Here is a 21,689-nt window from a genome sequence, read left to right on the forward strand (position 1 = left end):
ATTCCAGCGCGAAAATTGAGGGTCAGACGCGACTGTAGCGCCCTGCTTCATCCATGTGTAGCAGAAGGTCGGCTGGCTGGCTGTTATTCAGCACGTGCAGGACGTTCGGGCCATCCGTCGTGTCATAGAATTTATGCGCCTGTTCGGGGGTTAACCCGCCTCGTATTTTTCTGTCGATAAGCCTTGCGGAAAGCGAGTCTGGTGCGGCTGAGATAAAGATCGAGAAGTCGCACAGGTCCCGTAGCACCTGCCATTCAGGACGATCGAGCAGCAGCCAGTTGCCCTCAACGATAACAATCGGCGCCGTGACAGAAATGGCGTTTTCAACAGGATCGTGCAGGTTCCGATCGTACTGCGGCCAGCGGCACGCAGTCTGCTGCAGGTCATTCAGTGCCTGGCGCAGCTTAGGCACATTAAAGGTTTGCGGAGCACCTTTACATTGCCTGAGATTGTTCGCCAGCAGATAGCTGTTGTAATGATGAAAACCATCCATTGGTAAGGCCTGAAGCGCGGGTAATTCTTTGTTCTGCAAGGCCAGATATTCCCAGAATGCCACCAGGGTAGATTTCCCGGTGCCGGGAGGCGCCGCGAGGAAAACCACCATGCGGCGCTGGAGCAAACTTTGTTGTTTCGCCAGCTGCCTGAGCAAGGGTTTATGAAGCGCTTCGACTTCAGCCTCGTCAAAGCTGGCCTCGCTAATCAAACCATTAATATTGAGAGTGACATTCACGGTACGAGCTCCTTCAATAATGAAGTCACCGCCAGAGTCAGGGCTGTTTTCACCATGCTGCCATAACGCACTTCGGAATAGATGTTGAAGTCCGAAAACTTCATCTTTTTTATCGCATCAAAGAGCGTTGTGTTGCGGGTAATGGCATTGAGACTGGCGATAAAATCGTAGGTTATATCGTCATGAAAATGGACCGTCTCTTTGCTTGCAAAAACGAATTCGCGGAACTGGGAAAAACAGTCAAGATCGGCATAAACCCACTTGTCCATTTTCCCCAGCGCGTAAATCAAACGTAACGCGACGTCGATATCGTCCAGCGGCCCGCTTCTGGCCAGCAGAGGTTTAACAGCGTACTCGAGGATCTCTTCATCATTATTAACGAATAACGAAGGCAGAAACTGCCTGATGCCGGAGAGTAAAATATCGTGCGCAACCGTCATAAACGAGGCCAGGTCATTTTGCGCTTCCAGCTTTTCAAGCACATCATCTTCGTTCAAAGTGGTCATCAATAGCCCAGTACATTAATGGTGATGCAGAGAGTCTATAATATTACAGGTACGCTCAATACCATTTATCAGGAGCGTTTGCGTTCGCACAACCGTCCCTTCCTCGCGTACGCCTTGTAATATATCCCCTCCGGTTACGCCGGTCGCAGAGAATAAAACTGCATCACTTTTGACTACTTCGTCCAGGCTATATATCCGGTTGATCTCAACGCCCATCTCTTTACAGCGCCGCCGCTCGGAGTCTGCTATTTGCCGGTTCGCAGGCGTCTCACCCTTCGCCTGACAAAAGTCCATTAGCTCAACCTGCATTTCTCCACCAAGGGCTTTCACCGCGCAGGCAGAAATGACTCCTTCCGGCGCGCCGCCGATGCTGTACATCACGTCATACTGGTTTTCCAGCAGGCAGGTCATGACGCTCGCAGCGACATCGCCATCCGGCAGGGCGAAAACCTTCACGCCAAGACGGGTAGCCTGAGCAATCGCGTCCTGGTGACGCGGCTTGTCCAGCGTAACCATGCGAAGCCGATCCAGGGGCTTATCCAGCGCACCGGCGACGGCACGGAGGTTATCAGCAAGGGAAAGCGCAAGGTTAATCACCCCTTTGGCTTTTTTGCCAACCACGATCTTCTTCATATACATATCTGGCGCGTGCAGTAGCGTGCCGCCCGGCGCACACGCCATCACCGCCAGGGCATTGTTTTGCCCCATCGCCACCATGCGCGTCCCTTCGATAGGGTCAACGGCAATATCTATCTGCGGGCCGCTGCCTTTGCCAACAGGCTCACCGATATACAGCATGGGTGCACAATCGATTTCCCCCTCGCCTATCACAACCCGACCCCGCATCTCTATCTGATTGAGCGCATCACGCATCGCACGGACGGCAAGATCGTCGATATTATTTTTATCGCCGCACCCTATCTGCGGCCAGGCAGCAAGAGCAGCCATTTCCGTGGTGCGAAATAGTGGGTATGCCAGCGTGTTCATCTTTAAGCCTCTTCACCGGTATCAACGTTAAAATGGGCTAACAGATGCTTCTCCGCGGCCTCATTCCACACGCCGTGCGTTTCAGCAACCAGCTCTGCAAGACGGCGGAATAAAGGATCGGTTTCTCCCAGGCGGGCAAAGTCCGCGATTGCGGTAAGCGGCATGGTAACGCCGTTATAGATAAGCTTCTTGCCGCCCGGAATATCCGGCAGGTTCAGTACCGTGTCAGGGACGGCATCCAGGCCGCCAACGTGCGTGACCATAAAGGAGGGCTGTAATCTGCCGCTGGCCGCCAGTTCAATCGCCTCTTTCATATCGTCCGTTGATCCGCCCGACGTGCCGACGATATGCGTGCTGCCGTAATGCACGTTGTAAAAATTGAACGGCACTTTGAAGTTTTTATCCGTAGGCCCGGCGAAAAAGTTCAGACAGCCGTCATCTGCCAGAAGGTCGTCACCCAGCTCAATCACGGAAGGGACTGCGGCATAGACGAAAACATCATCAAACCCAGCTCCCCCGCTTAATTCCCGCAGAAATGCCGCCGGGTCGGCCAGCCCCTTGCTGTTCACATAGATAAGTTCGATGCCATTGCGGGCGGCGTGCTCTACCGGCAGCAGTTTTTGCGCCTGCGCCAGACGAGCATCGTCAATATCCACCACCACAACCTTAGCGGGTTTAATATTGCCGTTAATCGCATAATCAATTGCTCCGATCCCCATCGGCCCGGCACAGGCTAACAGCGCCAGGTTGCCGCCGGGTTTAATGCCCATACGGTGCTCGTAGACATATTGGGTCGTATGGTAATTGGCTTTATAAGCGCCAATAATGCAGCACATGGGTTCAGCAAGCGAAGCCGCCGCAAAATAAGAGCCGTGATAGGGTAAAACACAGCCCAGGTCGATGGCCTGGCGGGGGATAATCATATAGGTGGCATTACCACCGAAATATTCGTAGCTATAGCCGGCAGAGTAGCCACTGGGTAAACCCATCGCCGGTTGTAAAACAAAACGCTGGCCTTTTTTATATTGTCCGGCAAGGTTCTTCCCAACCTCAACAATAATTCCGGCACACTCATGACCGGTAATAACCGGATGGTTCTCGAGATCGTCAGGCACGCGTTTATGTTCACTCGCCAGCAGCGCGGCTTTCCAGGTGGATAAGCATACGCTATCTGAAATAACACTGACTAAAAGTTCATCATCGTTAATAGCAGGAAGTTCAAACTCACGGATACGGACATCCCGCTTGCCATAAATAGCAGCCACTTTGGTTTTCATATTCTTTCCTATTATTTAGCCTGCGCGATTAATTTATCAAATAAGACATCCAGCTGAGGATCGCCAATGTAGTTATTAATCAGCACCAAGGGTTTATTCGTTATAAGTTTCACGCGCCCTTCGAGACTGGCATGGGTAACTATAATTTCCGCCTGTTCAGGTACGTTTTCGATGGAGTAATGTTTTACTTCTGTCGCCATACCCTGTTTTTGCAGCCGCTTGCGGAACGTTGTCGCTCCCATTGCGCTTGACCCCATCCCCGCATCGCAGACAAATGCCACCAGCTTCACCGGGGAAGCGTTCCAGGCCCCTTGTTGTTTCATCTCTTTCATCGCGCTGGCCGATTCGCTGAAGGCGTCTTCTTTTTCGGCCTCCTTGCTGGATTCCATTTTGAGGATCAGCGAGGTGATCACAAACGACACCGCGGTTGCGACCACAACCCCTGCGATAGTGGCAAAAAACGATCCGCGTGGCGTCAAGGCGAGATAAGCGAAAATTGAGCCAGGGCTGGGCCCCGCAACCAGACCTCCTCCCAGAAGGTTAAAGGTATAAATCCCCGACATGCCGCCTGCAATCATGGCAATCAATGTCAGAGGCTTCATCAACACGTACGGGAAATAGAGCTCGTGAATGCCGCCAAGGAAATGGATAATCATCGCGCCAGGCGCCGATTTCTTACTCATCCCTTTGCCAAAAATCGCAAAGCCAAGCAGTAAGCCCAGCCCCGGTCCCGGATTGGAAGCCACCATAAAGAAAATGGACCTGCCCGTCTCCGAGGCCTGCTGCATCCCTAACGGATAGTAAACCCCCTGGTCGATGGCGTTGTTGAGGAAAAGAATTTTGGCCGGCTCGTTAATCACCGACAGCAGCGGCAGGTAGCCGGTGCTGACCAGCGCTTCGATGCACTCCTTCACAAAGTTATTCGCCACCAGAACCGCAGGCCCAATCACTTCGAACGCCAGCAGGCAGAGCAGCATGCCGGCAATGCCCAACGAGAAGTTATTGATAACCATCTCGAAACCGGCAGGGATATGCTTTTCAAGCGTCCGGTCGATGACTTTAATGACCCAGCCACCCAGCGGACCCATAATCATCGCGCCAATAAACATCGGTATATCTGCGCCAATGATGACGCCAATGGTCCCAATTCCCCCCATGACCGCGCCGCGCTTACCGCCAATAAGGTGCCCGCCGGTTGAACCGATCATTAGCGGCAGCAGGTAGGTAATCATTGGCCCCACAATTTTGGCGAAATGTTCATTGGGCAGCCAGCCGGTAGGAATAAATAACGCGGTTATAAATCCCCAGGCAATAAAAGCGCCAATATTTGGGATAACCATGGCCGTAAGAAATCCACCAAATGCCTGGACTTTGGCACGAGCTGATTTATTTTTCATATATATCCTGACGAAGTAAGTTAGGCCTGGGCGAGAATATCCCGTAACTGTCGCTCATCATTTGCATTGAGCAAAGCTTCTATCTGCGACTCTTCACAAAACATCTCGCTTAATGCCTGGATAGCGCCAATATGATCGTCTGAATCTGCGGCGGACAAACCAATTAATAATTTAACGGGCTCGTTATTTTCTCCAAATGCGACAGGTGTTTTCAGTAACGTCAGTGACAGACCCGTTTTTATTGCGCCACATTCTGGTCTGGCGTGAGGCATGGCAATAAACGGCGCCAGGATATAGTACGGGCCAGTTTCCAGAGTAGTGTTTTTTATCGCCTGAATATAAGCCGCATTAACATAGCCAGCCTGCAATAATTCTTCCATTGAAAAGTCTATTGCCTGCTGCCAATTTCTGGCGCTGGATTTTATTTTTATGGCAGCGTCGGGAAAACAATCAATTAACCGCATACTTACCTCTTTCTTTTATTGTGTAGGGTAGATAATTTTTGATGGCTAAACTTTAGATAAAGTATGCCCTGAGAAAAAATAAATCAAATTACCCCGACCAAAGGCGAGATTAATGCGAGGGATTTTATAAGATATTTAATTCAATGAGTTATAAACGCAACCAATTCAATTAACGATTTGTCAATAGCATTTATTTTAATTGCGTCACAATTCAAATAAAAAAGTGAATGCCAATATTGTGATGGGCATCTAATTTATTGCATTGCCATTATCATGAAAAGCGATCTCGACATGCTTCCGAACGGGCGATTTTAACAAAGAGAGCGCCAGCATACAGCCGTAAGCCGTTTAGCCCAACGTTTAAATCGGGTGAACGACATCCCGGCAAATTTAATTATAAACAACATAATAACCACGATAATAGTATTCATAGGTTACTATAACCCCATCAACAATAACGCATACAGGTGATGTTATGACCTTTCTTCCTGCGGGTTATCTGATAACCGACGTTTCGCGGCTGGCCCGCCAAATCTTCTTCCAGCGCCGCACCGACAACCAGCTCACCCAGTCCCAGGGCCGGGCCATTGGGCTGCTCTCCCTGAACGAAGGCATTCGCCAGGTTGAGCTGGCCGAGCTGATGGACCTGACGCCAATGAGCGTAATGCGGGTTGTCGATCAGCTGGTCGAGCGCGACCTGATTGAGCGCCGTCAGGACTGCAAAGACCGCCGGGCATTTTTACTTTATCTGCGCCCCGAAGCCCACAAGCAGCTGGCGCAGATCAAAAAAGAAAGTGAAGCGCTGTGGCGGGAAGTGCTCAACACCCTTGAGCCGGAGAAAGTCGAAGTCTTTGTGCAGGCCCTTGAAGAGGTGCGTGAAAACCTGTCCGCCATCAAGCATCGCCAGAACTAACACTGTCGCGCCCGACCAGAGGGCGCGCGCAACCGTGAGTATCCCCCATGAACAGAAAAAAACTTCGTTTGATTCTACTGCTGGCTATTCCTGCCGTTTTCGCCGTCGCCGGTAGCGCCGTCTATTTGCACGGTGGCCGCTACATCGAAACGGATAATGCCTACGTGAAGGCGGATAAAACCAGCATCAGCGCAGAAGTGGACGGCCGCGTGGTTAGCGTGCCGGTCGTAGAAAACCAGCACGTGAACAAAGGCGATCTGCTTTTCAGCATCGATCCTAAGCCTTACCAGCTGGCCGTTGAACAGGCGCAGTCTGACCTGAAAAATACCGTTATCGATCTGAAAACGATCAAGTCGCAGTACCAGAGCAAGCTTGCCAACATCCAGGTTTCGCAAAGTCAGTACGCTTTTGCAGCCCGCCAGGAAGGACGCGAGCGTCGCCTGGGCGGCAAAGGATATGTATCAGCCACCGATCTTGATAGCGCGCACCAGAAAACGCTGTTTATGGCGCTGGAAGTGAACATGCTGAAAAAGCAGCTCAATGAGGTGGTCGACAGTTTTGGCGGCGATATTTCGGCGCCCGTTGAGCAGCACCCGCGCTACAAGAAGGCGCTGGCTACGTTAAAAACCGCGCAGAACAATCTCGCCCATGTGAAGGAGTACGCGCCGACGTCGGGGACGATAACCAAAGTCATTCACCGCGGCGAATACGTTCAGGACGGCACCACGGCGATGCTGCTGGTCTCCGACCATAACCTGTATGTCGAAGCGAATTTTACCGAAAAAGATCTGACCAATATTCGCGTGAACCAGACCGCTGACATTGAGGTGGATTACGCCCCCGGCGTGACCTGGCACGGCAAAGTGATGAGCATCAGCCCGGCAACGGGCGCGGAGTACTCGGTCATTCCGGCTGAAAATGCTACCGGCAACTGGGTGAAGGTGACCCAGCGCGTACCGGTCCGCATTAGCGTAGAAACCGCAGGCAATATGCCGCAGCTGCGCGCCGGGCTTAGCGCCGATATCAGTATTGATACGCATCACACACGCCATCTCGCCCTTTAAAGGAGGCCGATTATGTCAGATGTCATGACACTGCCTGCCGACAGCAATACCAGCAATCGCCGGATCCTGATCACCCTGTCGGTGATGCTGGCGACCATCATGCAGGCGCTGGACACCACAATAGCCAACGTCGCCCTGCCCCATATGCAGGGGGCGATGGGCGCGACGCAGGACCAGACCTCCTGGGTGCTGACCTCCTATATCGTCGCGGCGGCGATTGCCATGCCGCTTACCGGCTTCGTCGCGGCAAAAATTGGCCGTAAACGCCTGTTCAGCTATTCGGTGGTGGGCTTTACCGTCGCGTCGATGCTGTGCGGCGCCGCGCAGTCGCTCGATCAAATTGTCGCTTTTCGTTTGTTGCAGGGTATTTTTGGCGCAAGCCTGGTGCCGCTCTCCCAGTCCGTTCTTCTGGATACCTGGCCGCCAGCCAAACATGGTTCGGCAATGGCAATGTGGGGGCTGGGCGTCATGGTCGGGCCGATTCTGGGACCGTCTCTCGGCGGCTGGCTGACCGAATACTACAGCTGGCGCTGGGTGTTCTATATCAACATCCCCTTCGGCCTGCTGGCGTGGCTGGGTATCGTTACCTTCGTCGCTGAAACAAAGTTAGACGCAAAGCGAAAATTTGATCTGGCGGGCTTCTTCCTGCTGAGCATTGCCATCGGCAGTCTGCAACTGTTCCTCGACCGTGGGCAGTCAAAAGAGTGGTTTGCCAGCGGCGAAATCATCATTGAAGCAATACTTGCCGGGGCCGCGTTTTATCTGTTTATCGCCCATATCATGACCGGTAAACGCCCCTTCATCGACCCGCAGATCTTTAAAGATAAGAACTTTATCGTCGGCCTGCTGTTCAGCTTTATGATGGGGACGATCCTGATGGCAACGATGGCGCTGCTGCCGCCGCTGCTTCAGGGGCTCATGAACTATCCGGTCATTGACGTCGGGCTGCTGATGACGCCGCGCGGTTTCGGCACCATGTTCAGCATGATGCTGGTCGGGCGCGTTGCCGGCAAGGTGGATATGCGCTACCTGATTGCGGTGGGCGTGCTCATCATGGCGCTGTCACTGTGGCAGATGACCCACTTCGATATGTCGATAAGCAAATGGGATATCATCAGCACCGGCATCGTACAGGGTGTCGGCATGGGCTTAACTTTTGTGCCGCTCTCGACGCTGACGTTCTCGACTCTGGCACCGGCTTATCGGACGGAAGGCACTTCGCTGTACAGCCTCATTCGTAATATTGGCAGCAGCATCGGTATTTCGGTAATGACGACCTACCTTGCCCAGCAGAGCCAGCGCAACCACGCGGTGTTCTCGTCCTTTATCAATCCGTTTAATAAGGCGCTTCAGAACGCTATGCAGCACGGCATCTGGAACATTCACAGCCTCGGCGGACTGCTGGCGATCGATGGCGAAGTCACCCGTCAGGCGACAACCATGGCCTACTACCAGGACTTCCGCCTGATGATGTTTTTATGCTTTATTTTGCTGCCGCTGATCCTGCTCTTTTCTAAGCCGCAGCCGAAAACGGCGTAAAAAAAAACGGGCCGCTATTGCGGCCCGCTTCAGTTCAGCTCAGAAATTACAGAACTGCTTTAGCCTGCTTCACCACGTTCTCAACGGTGAAACCAAACTCTTCAAACAGCTGCTCGGCCGGAGCGGACTCACCGAAGGTGGTCATGCCCACTACCGCGCCGTTCAGGCCAACGTATTTGTACCAGTAGTCAGCGATGCTGGCTTCGATAGCAACACGTGCCGCAACGGCTTTCGGCAGAACGGCTTCACGGTAGGCCGCATCCTGCTTGTCGAACGCATCGGTAGACGGCATGGAAACCACGCGCGCTTTGATGCCTTCCGCAGACAGCCGATCCCACGCTGCAACCGCCAGTTCAACTTCAGAACCGGTCGCGATCAGAATCAGTTCTGGCTGGCCTGCACAATCTTTCAATACGTACGCGCCGCGAGCGATATCCGCCAGCTGCTGCTCGGTACGATCCTGCTGCGCCAGGTTCTGACGGGAGAAGATCAGGGCGGTCGGGCCGTCGTGACGTTCAACGGCGTATTTCCACGCCACCGCAGATTCAACCTGGTCACACGGACGCCATGTGCTCATGTTTGGCGTCACGCGCAGGGCAGCAAGCTGCTCAACCGGCTGGTGAGTCGGGCCGTCTTCGCCCAGACCAATGGAGTCGTGGGTGTAAACCATCACCTGGCGCTGTTTCATCAGGGCCGCCATACGCACCGCGTTACGGGCATATTCCACGAACATCAGGAAGGTAGAGGTGTACGGCAGGAAACCACCGTGCAGCGCGATACCGTTGGCAATCGCCGTCATACCGAATTCACGTACACCGTAATGGATGTAGTTACCGGCCTGGTCTTCGTTGATTGCTTTAGAGCCGGACCAGATGGTCAGGTTGGACGGTGCCAGGTCAGCAGAGCCGCCGAGGAATTCTGGCAGCAGGTGACCGAACGCTTCGATGGTGTTCTGGGACGCTTTACGGCTGGCGATTTTAGCCGGGTTAGCCTGCAGGTTCTTGATGAACTCCTGCGCTTTCGCAGCGAACTCAGCTGGCATATCGCCTTTCATACGACGCGTGAATTCAGCGGCTTCCTGCGGGAAGGCCTTCGCGTAAGCGGCAAACTTCTCGTTCCACGCGGCTTCTTTCGCCTGGCCTGCTTCTTTTGCATCCCACTGAGCGTAAATCTCAGACGGGATTTCAAACGGAGCGTGTTTCCAGCCAAGCTGTTCACGGGTCAGCGCAATTTCTGCGTCACCCAGAGGTGCGCCGTGGGAGTCATGCGTGCCCGCTTTGTTTGGTGAACCGAAGCCGATGATGGTTTTGCACATCAGCAGGGAAGGTTTGTCGGTAACCGCTTTCGCCTCTTCAACAGCGCGCTTAATGGCGTCTGCGTCGTGACCGTCTACGCCGCGCACTACGTGCCAGCCATAGGCTTCAAAGCGTTTAGCGGTATCGTCGGTGAACCAGCCTTCAACGTGGCCGTCGATGGAGATGCCGTTGTCATCGTAGAACGCAACCAGTTTACCCAGACCCAGGGTGCCCGCCAGCGAGCAGACTTCGTGGGAGATGCCTTCCATCATGCAGCCGTCACCCATAAAGGTGTAGGTGAAGTGGTCCACAATGTCGTGCCCTGGACGGTTGAACTGCGCCGCCATGGTACGTTCAGCAATCGCCATACCTACCGCGTTCGCCACACCCTGACCCAGCGGGCCAGTCGTGGTTTCAACACCGGCGGTGTAGCCTACTTCCGGGTGACCTGGAGTTTTGGAATGCAGCTGACGGAAGTTTTTCAGTTCTTCAATCGGCAGGTCATAACCGGTGAGGTGCAGCAGGCTGTAAATCAGCATAGAGCCGTGGCCGTTGGACAGCACGAAGCGGTCGCGGTCGGCCCAGGCCGGGTTCTGCGGGTTATGGTTCAGGAAATCACGCCACAGGACTTCGGCAATGTCAGCCATGCCCATAGGGGCACCCGGGTGACCGGATTTGGCTTTCTGTACTGCGTCCATGCTGAGCGCACGAATAGCATTGGCAAGCTCTTTACGAGAGGACATTTTCACTCCAGATCGGATGGTTGAAGGTCACGCCTTGTTTTACGACTTGACTACTAAGCGTTATGGGCTACGCCCGAAAAGTGCCAACAATGTACCGTAAGCCGAAGGTCATGTACATGGAGCATCCTTTTGTCCAGGTAAGAAATCTCTGGATCCTGCTCGCATGTTGCGCAAGTCGCTGCGCGTGTCCGGTTATCTTCTTTATACTGTGTTTTATCCGTCGCCAATTCCGGCGCGTTTTGCCCCTGGGCTGTTGAAATGAATAAAGGAAGACTGGCCATGAAGATGCGCCCTGTTATGTTAAGCCTGACGCTCGCCACGCTGCTGAGCGGCTGTCAGGGTATGGACTCCAACGGTCTGCTGAGCTCCGGCGCGGAAGCCTTCCAGGCCTACACGCTGAGCGATGCGCAAGTAAAAGAACTGAGCGATAAATCCTGTGCCGAGCTGGACAGCAAAGCCACCATCGCTCCGGCGGGCAGCGACTACGCCAAACGCCTGACCAAAATCTCCAGCGCGCTGGGGGACAACATCAACGGCATGCCGGTGAACTACAAGGTGTACGTCACCAAAGACGTCAACGCCTTCGCTATGGCAAACGGCTGTATCCGCGTTTACAGCGGCCTGATGGACATGATGGACGATAACGAAGTGGAAGCGGTGATCGGCCACGAAATGGGGCACGTTGCGCTGGGCCACGTGAAGAAAGGGATGCAGGTTGCGTTGGGCACCAACGCCGCGCGCGTGGCAGCAGCTTCCGCTGGCGGGATGATCGGCAGCCTGTCGCAATCGCAGCTTGGCGAGCTTGGCGAAAAACTGGTGAACGCGCAGTTCTCCCAGCGTCAGGAATCCGAAGCGGATGACTACTCTTACGATCTGCTGAGAAAGCGCGGCATCAATCCGATTGGCCTGGCAACCAGCTTCGAGAAGCTGGCAAAACAGGAGGAAGGCCGTCAAAGCTCAATGCTTGATGACCACCCTGCTTCCGCCGAGCGCGCCCAGCATATTCGCGATCGCATGACTGCGGATGGTTTGAAGTAATAATAAAAACCCGGTTGCGTATATTTCATTATGCAACCGGGTTATCATTTGAAATAATCAATTGCCCTCTATTCATTCTCACCACCAATACAAATAATATTAAGTTCAAATCCCCTCAAAAATTACTTCGCCATGTGAAGTTGATCAATAAACTCGTCTGATAACTACTGTACGCTCAAAAAAAACACAAAACACACCTTGAAAACATATGATGCAGATTTTGCTATTTACATAGTTGCAATTACATCCAGGACATTAAGCTAATGAAGGAATCACTAGTAAGTAGTGTTAGGACGATACTTAATCCATGTACTCATTATGATCGTGAATTCGTTCAGCAAAAAATGGCTGAATTGCTTGAATTATGTATCAAAAGCGAAATTTGCCAGGGTATTGATATTCACTCTTTCGTACATTGGGCTAAGCCCGCAATTCTTCATCAGCAGTATAGTTTCCTTTTCACAGAAGGAGATATAGAGCCTACGGGTTATATATGTTGGGCATGGGTAGATAATTCTACGTTAATGCGCTACTTAACATCACAGCGATTCATACTTCACCCATCGGAATGGAATGAAGGAGATAATTTCATTGTTGTGGATTTTATTTACTCACACAGCAAAAATTTACTTCGACGTGATTTATTGGAAAAATATAGAAAACTAAAAAATGAGAAATCATTTATCGTACATTATCGTATTTATCAGGAAGATAGTTAAACAAGTGGGATTATGTTATGGAAAACATATCACAGCAAAAGACTAAACTACCTCAAAGTAGCTACGTTGAGTTTGAAGCAAAAAAATTAACCTCGGCACAATTACTTTGGGTTAACCCCGAGCTAGTTTCTTCTGCCAGAATGACTGAAGAAGACCTGCTGAACTCCTTTGCCTACTCCGCTTCTGATAATAAATCAGCAAAAAAAGGTGATACCAGCAAGCCAAGTCAAATTTTTCTGGCAGACCGGTACGGATCGCGACATGAAGCCTGTAATGGAGGAAGCGCACGTTGCGGTATTTATAAAGGTTGGCAGGTAAAGGGGATTGGACGAAATCCCTTGGTTGCAATCAATATCGATCATGATCATTCACATGGAAAACTGTGCCTTACGAAAGCGATATCCGAGGCAGTATGGGGTGAAATTTGCCATCGCGAGTTACCTTATGGAGCCATACGAACCCTGGCGATCATCGCAACCGGGGAGTGGATGGACGTAGACTACGGCTTAAACAATAAATTACAGCCCTGCGCTTTGATCGTACGTGAAAATGCAATACGACCCGCGCATTTTGAAAGAGCCACATTTTTTTGGCCATATCCAGATCATATAAATTTACGAGAAAATGATGCTCAACGAGTACAGAATGCTGTGACATGCATTACTCGTTATCTTCCTGGGGAGAAAAATGATCTTTTGAACGGGCTGAAATGCTTTGTACAGCGTATGGCGGCGCAGATTGCAACGTCTCGCATCAAAGGCATTCCTCACGGCTCTCTTACAAGTTCAAATATATCAATTGATGGTCGATTCCTTGATTTTGGGACGATGTCATCAGTACCAGATTTTGCTAATTATATACTTGCCGCAGGACAGGGTGGTATCTGGGATGACCACTTGCAAATCGGAAAGTGGTTTCGTCACATGTTATTTTTCCTGAAAAAATATCATCAAGAGAAAATTTCACAGAAGCAAGAAGAGGAGCTCGTTACAATTTTCTTCGAGGAGCTCGAACAACAAGAAAATACTGTATTGGCTGCTGAAATAAATAGCATTGTAAAAGCAATCAATAACAATATTGAAGCAAAAGAATTAAAGCAGCGTTTACAACAAGGGCTTATGCAGCCCAGACCACTTTCTGAATATGATATCAGTAATTTCAACTTACGGCTGACACAAGAATTATCAGCGAGTGGAGTCTCTAACTCTTCCCAACTTTTTCCCTTAAGGAACCAATGCTATTCATTTTATACATTAGCTTGTTCTGTAGCCGGATTGATCGAAGATAAAAAAATCACAAAATCTGCAGTAACCTATCTTATTGAGTGTTTTATTGCGGGAGAATTGCATCATGTATGAAGTGATTACAGTAATTCTGATCATTCCGCCTGCAATTACACTAGTTTTGACACTTAGTTTGCTAGGGCTGCATTGTTTTAACCGTAGTGCACCAAAAATGGTAAAAGAATTACCAACAACATCTATTTTACTGCCTTTCTATAACGAAGAGATGGATGTTCTTGAACAAGTTCTGGCAAAGCTGGAGTTGCAGCGATATTCTCATCCTTTGCAAATTGTACTGATCGATGATGGCTCAACAAACCAAACACCAGAACTTCTGAAAAAGTGGCTAACAGAACCGAGAAAACAAAATTACCAATTATTAACGAGAAAAAAGAATGGAGGATGCAAGGGCCAGGCACTGGATTATGCTCTGAATTCAAATCTGGACCTTGGGCAGGTTTATGTAGTAGTTGATAGTGACACTTTTGTTGCGCCAAATGGAATTGCGCAATTAGTCAGCAAGCTATGGGAAAATCCACAATGCGCAGCAGTATGCGGTTCACTTGCCCCGCAGAATGTACAGCGTACTCTTCTAGATAAAATACAATTTTATGAGCTTATCGGTTTTCATACGGCTATTCGCAGTGCGCAAGATTCTCTTGGCTATGTACCAATACTTTCAGGTGCATTTGTCGCGCACCGTGCCAGCGCAGTTATGGTCGTCGGGGGGTGGAGTTCATGGTTGGTAGAAGATATATCCTGGTGCTGGAAAGCGTTAGCCATGGGGTATCAGACTGGTTATGCGGTAAATGCATTAGCTACGACTAACTGCCCCCAGACAATGGCTGCCTTTTTTCGCCAACGACGCCGCTGGGCCAGGGGACGCATCGAAGCATACATGACAACCTGGCGCATTTCTGTCTGTCGAGGTATTTGTTTTACACCGTGGTTTTTAATTACCAGTGTGCAACTGTTATTTCCACCCGGAATAATTATGATTCCTTTATTGCTTTACTTCCAATTTTGGATTCCTGTTATCTTAAGTGCATTTACTATTATATTATATTTGGCGATAACATGGATATTTGTAACCTTCCACCAAAACAGACAAAACATCTCGCTCAAAAATATATTACTGGCTCCGTTTTATATAATGTCACTTGAGATTTTAGTCTGGATACCAAACGTACTAGGTTATATCGATGAATTAACCAGAAAGAAGAAAAACTGGCTAACACGTTAACAGAATTTACCCACGAGGTAAATGTGGTGCAGCGCACTGATGCTGTAAAACAAAGGAGAAGAATATGTATTGTTTAACAACTGAAGAAATCATGATGGTTGAAGGTGGTGGTGATGGCGCCGGAACAATGTCACGCAAGGCATCCTCCAAACCCAGTGGTTACCCTGCGAGTGGTGGGTATGGGTATTCAGGGCCAGGTAAAACATCCCCACTCAGTTCTTGTGTTGGAAGTATTGTTAGCAACGGCGCTTATGGGGCCTTGGGTGGTGCAGCAGGTGGAGGCATAAAAGGCGCTGTAGCGGTAGGTCTTGCAGGTGCCGCATACGGTGCTTATTCAGGATGCGGTGGAGGTGCGAGTAGCAGCGGTGGGAATGGTGGGAAATCCGGAGCCAGTTCTTCAAATTGTGGAACAGGTGGCGGTGGATTTGGTGGAACTTGCAGATAGATATTAAGTAACCACGGCTATATTTTATATAGCCGTTTCAAATAAGCCATGGCATTACTTATGAACAGGGAGTGGTTAACCATGAAAATACGCACAAAAAAATGGTGTGTTTTTTTTCTAATATCAATTTCATTCACAACTCTTTATTTGCATGACTCGCTCTTTACCTATAGCTCTATTGATTTTGAAAAATATAAACCCTTTGTTGTTTTATTAATGATTATTGGTGGAACTGGAACCATTGATAGAGCATATATTTTGTTTACTAAGAAAGAACACAATTCATTCTTCAAAACCAAAACTTCACTCTTCATCATTGCTGCTTTATTAATTTCTAGCCTGATGATCGCTAAATATATCTACAATAACATAAACCTAACTCACGCCAATATAATTTTGTGGCCGGACAATTTTATATATATCTTTCTGGTTAGCATGGGTATCATTTATATAACAACTTCCATTTATGAGTTTATCGTTTCATTTCTAGCCCGACCATCAAAACAAAAAACAAATGATTAAGATAGAGTATAATATGAAATATGATTTTATTAAACAACCCGAAGAATCAATGAGTTATTTTGGAATAAACTGGGCATTAACAACTGCATGTAACTATCGCTGTAGCTACTGTCATCCGGATCTTCATAATGGGAAAATCAAACCTCCTCCGATAGAGAAAATAATGCGATTTATTGACTCCATTTCTGTCACTTGCCACAATAATAACATAAATCCTTACTTTGAGTTTGGCGGTGGCGAAGTCACCTATTTACCATGGTTCAGCCAGTTGCTCACACTTATACATAAACATAAGGGATTAGCCTCAATTATTTCAAATGGGTCATCCCCATTGAAATGGTGGAAAAAGCACATACATATGCTCCATAGCGTGAGTCTTAGCTACCATATTGATGAAGTTAAACACGATGAACGTTTTTTTGACGTTGCAGAATTTGTAGCTAACTCACCGTTTACTCATTTGCAAATCAATATTATGATGGTTCCGCAGCGTTTCGATGAATGTCTGAAATTTGCTAAGAAATTAAAAGAGGCAATAAATTGTGGCATCTCTTTGCAGCCCCTTTATCATGGTTTTGGGGGAGGAGGAATTACTGGCCGCTATAGTTATTCGGCACAACAAGAACTTATAATGGAAACTTTCCGGGGGAACTCGATAACAAAAAACATACCTACACCACGAGGAATGATGAAAGTTGGTTCAAAAGATGGAAGTATTTCTTTAAAAAGCAGTTTCGAGCTTTTAGTACATCAAGAAACTAATTTTTCAGGGTGGCAGTGTTATGCAGGAATAGACAACATCATTATAACTTTTGAGGGTGATATATACAGAGCTTGGTGTATGCAGGATAAACCCATCGGAAATATTTTTCATGAAGAACTGACATTACCGACAGCACCGACATTGTGTCGTACGTCTATCTGTCAATGTGGTCCTGACATATGTTCTACAAAATTAAAAATGCATGAATAGTAATAATAAAGTTTATCGCAAAGGGTACTTCTCAGCACAGAGATCGCGTAGCGAGGGAGATATTGTTATATCCCCCAGCCTGAGTATGGCCGTTTATGCCTGGACAAGCATATTGCTGGTTATTGCGTTGATTGCTTTTCTCATTTTTGGGCAGTATAGCCGTAAAGCGCGTCTTGAGGGCGTCGTCATGCCCTCAACCGGGTTAGTAAAAGTCGTTGCTCGCAACGAAGGGTATATTGAAGCCTTACTTGTTAAAGAAAGTGATGACGTTACGGCAGGTCAAATTCTTTACCAGCTAAATAGCGAACGCTATAGCCGTGATGGGGAAGGAACACGTGCAGCGCTTAAAAGTTCATTGGATCAACAGCTATTGGTCCTTACGCAACAATGTGAGTATGAAATCGCCACCAATATAGCCCAGCAGCGTGGGTTGCATCGCCGAATGGAAAAAATAAAAAATGAACTTCATAGCGCAAAAGAAGCATTACATTTATCTCAGAAACAGGCAGAGTTAACCCGTTCTGTTGCGAATAAATACCAAGCTCTTATTGGGAGGAAATATATTTCTGAGGTCGAATTAAAACAAAAACAAATAGATTTAGCAGTCTCTGAGGGGCGAGTGCAAGAACAGCGGCGGACCTACCAATACCTACAACGAGAACTGGCAGCAGCAGAGAGTGAAGTAGAAAGCCTGCTTCAACAAGGGCAAAGCCGTCAGGCGGAACTTAACCGACAGGTACAAAGTATCCATCAGCAACAAATTGAGATACAGGCTCAACAAGAAATGTCATTAACGGCACCAGTATCCGGTCAGGTAGCAGCAGTATTGGTTCGAGCCGGGCAAACGGTATCACAGAACGAGACATTATTAACGCTGGTACCAAAGGATGCAGATTTACAGGTTGAGCTTTATTCACCCAGCAAATCTGTAGGATTTATCAAACCAAAACAGCGAGTAGGATTACGCTTTGCGGCATACCCCTACGAAAAATTTGGCGTGCAGTATGGAACCACTCGCATGGTAACCCACACGAGCCTCACGGCCAGGGATGTGGCAATGCAAAATCCAATGGACTGGAAAAATAACGAAGGGCATTACCGCATAATTATTGATTTAGATAAGACCTCGATTACGGCGTATGGCAAACAAGAACCGTTGCGTGTTGGTATGGCCGTTTCAGCTGATGTCGAACTCGAAAGCCGATATCTCTATGAATGGTTAATGGAACCTCTTTGGAGTTTAAAAGGTAAGATTTAACTATGGAATGGACAGAAAGTTTACATTGGGGATGGCGTCGTCGATTACCTGTAATACGGCAGACAGAGGCAGCAGAATGTGGCCTTGCATGCCTGGCGATGGTTGCCGACTGGCATGGCTATCGCATAGATCTTTCCAGATTACGCAATCAGTTTAGCGTTACGCTTCACGGTATGGCATTTGTACGTTTGATGGAATGTGCAGAAACATTACATCTTTCCCCGCGCGCGGTACGCCTGGAACTGGAGGAGCTGTCACAATTACCTACACCTTGTATATTGCACTGGGATCGAAATCATTTTGTTGTGCTTAAAAGAGTACGCGGGCAGAAAGTTGAACTACACGATCCGGCTCGTGGTGAAGTATGTATGACATTGGCACAAATAGACCGCCATTTCAACGGGATAGCACTAGAGTTAACACCTGATCATGCATTTAAAAAGCTCGATCTACGTAAAAAAGTAAAGCTCACAGCGCTTATTGGTCACACTGTTGGACTAAAAACGGCACTGATAAAGATTTTTTGCTTTTCATTGTCACTTGAATTATTAGCTCTACTCAGCCCATTAATCAACCAGGTCGTTATAGACGAAGTATTGGTAGCGTTAGATGATAGCCTTCTCGTTCTTATCATTATCGCTATGCTACTAATGACCGCGACCCAAACATTGATCGGTTTAGCTCGTCAATGGGCTACCATTACTATGTCCGTCAACTTTAATATGCAGTGGACTGCAAACGTCTTTCATCATTTATTACGTCTACCTATAGATTGGTTCGAAAAACGTGATATTGGTAATATCAGTGCTAAGTTTGATGCTGTTGATTCTATTCAAAGTACATTAACGACAACAATACTGGAAGCTATGCTGGATGTGCTACTGGTTGTCGGTACATTAAGCATGATGTTGTTATATAACGTACCTTTATCACTGATGGCTATCGCAGCTGCGCTTCTCTATTGCCTGATGCGTATATTGTGGTTTAGTGCTATGCGCCAGGCTGCAGAAGATAGTTGGTTAGCGGGTACCCTGGAGTCCAGCCATTTTCTGGAAACATTACATGGCATGCTTAGCCTACGGGTTAATGGGGCTTTAATACATCGAGAATCTTCATGGCGGAATCTAAACGTAGCCAGGCGTAACACTCAACTCAAAGAAGATAAGCTGGCGATGGTGTATGACATAATCAATACGGTAATTGGCAGCCTTCTGGGTGCGGGCGTACTGTGGTATGGTGCACAGGCTGTATTATCAGGCCAATTCTCAGTTGGTATGCTGGTTGCTTTTATGTCATTTCAAGGCCGTTTTTCCGGCAGCATAAATAACATCATTGATACCGTTTTTGCCTGGCGGATGCTGGACGTTTATAACGAACGTCTGGCAGATATAGTTTTGACTCCACGTGAAGATACAACGGGTATTATGAATACTGCAATAGTTCCGGCTTTACGAGAGGGTGAGCCAGCGTTGATACTACAAGATGTCAGCTTTCGCTATGCACCAGATGAACGTGAAATACTCAGTAATGTATCTTTGCTTGTTATGCCCGGAGAAGTTGTAGCCCTGACAGGCCGCTCTGGATGTGGAAAAACAACCTTAGCCAAGTTGGTTCTGGGACTTTATACACCGACCAGCGGCGAGATACGCACACTGGGGCTAATCCATCACCAACCCGGTTATAGTTCAGTTCGTAAAATGATTGGAGCAGTGTTACAAGAAGATCAATTATTTCGCGGATCTATTCTCGATAATATCTGTTTTTTTTCACCACATGCTGACCAGGAATCGGCGCAACAGTGCGCAGAATTAGCCCAATTGCATGATGATATTATCGCATTACCCATGGGCTATTTTACGCAAATTGGAGAAATGGGTTGCTCATTATCAGGGGGACAAAAACAACGTTTATTACTGGCTCGAGCGTTGTATAAAAAACCACAGATGCTCATTATGGACGAAGCAACCAGTCAGTTGGATGTAGGCAATGAAATAATTATCAGCCAGGCGCTCAGAGAATTAGGGGTATCAATATTATTAATTGCTCATCGACCAGAAACTATTGCCTCTGCAGATAGAGTCATTGAATTAAATAGTGGAAAACTGTTAGCGAAAATTAATATTACCCCTGGCATTTAAGGTGGATGACCAAAGCCATCCACCTGTCTAATTACTCGCCTTTCTTAGCGGCCTGGATGTAAAGCATTTCCAGCGCCAGCGTCGCGCCTGCCAGAGCGGTGATTTCGGACTGGTCGTAGGCCGGAGCCACTTCCACAACGTCCATGCCAACAATGTTCAGGTCTTTCAGGCCGCGAACCAGCTTCAGCGCACGGTCAGACGTCAGGCCACCGATAACCGGCGTGCCGGTGCCCGGTGCAAACGCCGGATCCAGGCAGTCGATATCAAAGGTCAGATAGACCGGCATGTCGCCTACGATCTGCTTAACCTGCGCCAGAATGTCGTCCACGCTGCGGTCGTTTACCTGACCCGCGTCCAGCACGGTGAAACCGTTGTCTTTGTCGAACTCGGTGCGGATACCGATCTGCACGGAGTGGTTCGGGTCGATCAAACCTTCGTTTGGCGCGGTGAAGAACATAGTGCCGTGATCGAACTCGCAGCCGTTCGCGTAGGTGTCGGTATGGGCATCGAAATGCACCAGCGCCATTTTACCGAAGTGCTTAGCGTGCGCGCGCAGCAGCGGCAGTGTCACGAAGTGGTCGCCACCGAAGGAGAGCATACGCTTACCGGCTGCCAGCAGCTTTTCAGCGTGGGCCTGCAGACGTTCGCTCATGTCCCGCGCGTCGCCGAAAGCGTAAACCAGATCGCCGCAGTCCACGACGTTCAGACGTTCGCGCATATCGAAGTTCCACGGGAAGCGGTTGCCTTCCCAGGCCAGGTTAGTCGAAACCTGACGAATAGCCGCCGGGCCGTGGCGCCCGCCCGCACGGCCGGAGGTGGCCGCGTCAAAAGGAACGCCGGTGATAACCCAGTCTGCATCGCTGTCGTACGGCTGGAAGTTCAGCGGAAAACGTAAAAAACCAAAGGCGTTGGAGACCAGGGAGTTATCGTACTGATGGCCTAAGGTGCTCATTGTCTGTCCTCGCGGTGATGGTGTAATTTGCAAAAAAAAATCCCTTTCGCGTCGTTAAACCCGACGAGAAAGGGACTGGATTAGTACCGGGACTGCTTATTGGTGCGGATTATCGCCGCAATTTCATTCTGATTCAATAGTGCGCAATTTATACATTGTCGAGCGGATAAGCCTGTGCCCTCCGCCGCTAAGACTAAAAGACG

The 21,689-nt window shown here is 48.9% G+C and carries 19 protein-coding genes; 11 read left to right on the forward strand and 8 right to left on the reverse strand.

Annotated features, from left to right (window positions below):
• Nucleotides 1-22: 22 nt before the first annotated feature.
• Genes AAE045_RS01290 through cmtB form a run of 6 tightly spaced genes read right to left on the reverse strand, consistent with a single transcriptional unit; the run spans nucleotide 23 to nucleotide 5,361 of the window.
• Nucleotides 23-730 carry a nucleoside/nucleotide kinase family protein gene (locus tag AAE045_RS01290; RefSeq protein ID WP_455546140.1) on the reverse strand — a complete coding sequence of 236 codons (708 nt, stop codon included), beginning with the start codon at nucleotides 728-730 and terminating at the stop codon, nucleotides 23-25.
• The gene (locus AAE045_RS01295) at nucleotides 727-1,236 is read right to left on the reverse strand and encodes an MltR family transcriptional regulator (RefSeq protein ID WP_455546141.1); all 510 of its coding nucleotides are present in this window, start codon (nucleotides 1,234-1,236) and stop codon (nucleotides 727-729) included. Before AAE045_RS01295 ends, AAE045_RS01290 begins: the two co-directional genes overlap by 4 nt.
• A 15-nt stretch (nucleotides 1,237-1,251) precedes the next feature.
• A complete protein-coding gene (gene glpX, locus AAE045_RS01300) occupies nucleotides 1,252-2,223 on the reverse strand; it encodes a class II fructose-bisphosphatase (RefSeq protein WP_455546142.1) in 972 nt (323 codons plus the stop codon).
• Between the two features lie 2 nt (nucleotides 2,224-2,225).
• A complete protein-coding gene (locus AAE045_RS01305; protein WP_455546143.1) occupies nucleotides 2,226-3,500 on the reverse strand; it encodes a zinc-binding dehydrogenase in 1,275 nt (424 codons plus the stop codon).
• Between the two features lie 11 nt (nucleotides 3,501-3,511).
• Nucleotides 3,512-4,897, reverse strand: a complete 1,386-nt coding sequence (locus AAE045_RS01310; protein ID WP_455546144.1) for a PTS mannitol transporter subunit IICB — start codon at nucleotides 4,895-4,897, stop codon at nucleotides 3,512-3,514.
• A 20-nt stretch (nucleotides 4,898-4,917) separates the two neighbouring features.
• The gene (gene cmtB, locus AAE045_RS01315; RefSeq protein ID WP_455546145.1) at nucleotides 4,918-5,361 is read right to left on the reverse strand and encodes a PTS mannitol transporter subunit IIA; all 444 of its coding nucleotides are present in this window, start codon (nucleotides 5,359-5,361) and stop codon (nucleotides 4,918-4,920) included.
• A 475-nt stretch (nucleotides 5,362-5,836) separates the two neighbouring features.
• Here cmtB and AAE045_RS01320 point away from each other — a divergent pair, with 475 nt between their 5' ends.
• Genes AAE045_RS01320 through AAE045_RS01330 form a run of 3 tightly spaced genes read left to right on the forward strand, consistent with a single transcriptional unit; the run spans nucleotide 5,837 to nucleotide 8,877 of the window.
• Nucleotides 5,837-6,274: a MarR family winged helix-turn-helix transcriptional regulator gene (locus tag AAE045_RS01320; RefSeq protein ID WP_455546146.1), complete on the forward strand. Its 438-nt coding sequence runs from the start codon at nucleotides 5,837-5,839 to the stop codon at nucleotides 6,272-6,274.
• A 47-nt stretch (nucleotides 6,275-6,321) separates the two neighbouring features.
• A complete protein-coding gene (locus AAE045_RS01325; protein WP_455546147.1) occupies nucleotides 6,322-7,338 on the forward strand; it encodes an HlyD family secretion protein in 1,017 nt (338 codons plus the stop codon).
• A 12-nt stretch (nucleotides 7,339-7,350) separates the two neighbouring features.
• Entirely contained in the window at nucleotides 7,351-8,877 is a 1,527-nt protein-coding gene (locus tag AAE045_RS01330) for a DHA2 family efflux MFS transporter permease subunit (RefSeq protein ID WP_455546148.1), read from the forward strand.
• A gap of 46 nt (nucleotides 8,878-8,923) precedes the next feature.
• Here AAE045_RS01330 and tkt read toward each other — a convergent pair whose 3' ends face one another.
• Nucleotides 8,924-10,915: a transketolase gene (gene tkt / locus AAE045_RS01335; protein ID WP_455546149.1), complete on the reverse strand. Its 1,992-nt coding sequence runs from the start codon at nucleotides 10,913-10,915 to the stop codon at nucleotides 8,924-8,926.
• Between the two features lie 279 nt (nucleotides 10,916-11,194).
• On the opposite strand from tkt, the gene loiP reads away from it, so the two are divergent.
• From loiP to AAE045_RS01375, 8 genes are all read left to right on the forward strand, one after another.
• Entirely contained in the window at nucleotides 11,195-11,953 is a 759-nt protein-coding gene (gene loiP, locus AAE045_RS01340) for a metalloprotease LoiP (RefSeq protein ID WP_455546150.1), read from the forward strand.
• Nucleotides 11,954-12,216: 263 nt separating this feature from the next.
• The gene (locus tag AAE045_RS01345) at nucleotides 12,217-12,672 is read left to right on the forward strand and encodes a toxin-activating lysine-acyltransferase (protein WP_455546151.1); all 456 of its coding nucleotides are present in this window, start codon (nucleotides 12,217-12,219) and stop codon (nucleotides 12,670-12,672) included.
• A gap of 17 nt (nucleotides 12,673-12,689) precedes the next feature.
• Entirely contained in the window at nucleotides 12,690-14,030 is a 1,341-nt protein-coding gene (locus AAE045_RS01350) for a protein adenylyltransferase SelO family protein (RefSeq protein WP_455546152.1), read from the forward strand.
• Entirely contained in the window at nucleotides 14,023-15,198 is a 1,176-nt protein-coding gene (locus tag AAE045_RS01355) for a glycosyltransferase family 2 protein (RefSeq protein ID WP_455546153.1), read from the forward strand. Before AAE045_RS01350 ends, AAE045_RS01355 begins: the two co-directional genes overlap by 8 nt.
• 526 nt (nucleotides 15,199-15,724) lie before the next feature.
• Complete coding sequence (locus tag AAE045_RS01360; protein WP_455546154.1) at nucleotides 15,725-16,165, forward strand: hypothetical protein; 441 nt, start codon at nucleotides 15,725-15,727, stop codon at nucleotides 16,163-16,165.
• Entirely contained in the window at nucleotides 16,158-17,138 is a 981-nt protein-coding gene (locus AAE045_RS01365; RefSeq protein WP_455546155.1) for a hypothetical protein, read from the forward strand. Before AAE045_RS01360 ends, AAE045_RS01365 begins: the two co-directional genes overlap by 8 nt.
• Nucleotides 17,131-18,396 (forward strand): HlyD family secretion protein, encoded by a 1,266-nt coding sequence (locus AAE045_RS01370; protein ID WP_455546156.1) that lies wholly within the window; start codon nucleotides 17,131-17,133, stop codon nucleotides 18,394-18,396. The genes AAE045_RS01365 and AAE045_RS01370 overlap by 8 nt, the downstream gene beginning before the upstream one ends.
• 2 nt (nucleotides 18,397-18,398) lie before the next feature.
• Nucleotides 18,399-20,534 carry a peptidase domain-containing ABC transporter gene (locus AAE045_RS01375; RefSeq protein ID WP_455546157.1) on the forward strand — a complete coding sequence of 712 codons (2,136 nt, stop codon included), beginning with the start codon at nucleotides 18,399-18,401 and terminating at the stop codon, nucleotides 20,532-20,534.
• Between the two features lie 31 nt (nucleotides 20,535-20,565).
• Here AAE045_RS01375 and speB read toward each other — a convergent pair whose 3' ends face one another.
• Nucleotides 20,566-21,486 (reverse strand): agmatinase, encoded by a 921-nt coding sequence (gene speB, locus AAE045_RS01380; RefSeq protein WP_455546158.1) that lies wholly within the window; start codon nucleotides 21,484-21,486, stop codon nucleotides 20,566-20,568.
• Nucleotides 21,487-21,689 lie beyond the last annotated feature (203 nt).

This window comes from Dryocola clanedunensis, from assembly GCF_038405435.1.
Taxonomy (GTDB): domain Bacteria; phylum Pseudomonadota; class Gammaproteobacteria; order Enterobacterales; family Enterobacteriaceae; genus Dryocola; species Dryocola clanedunensis_A.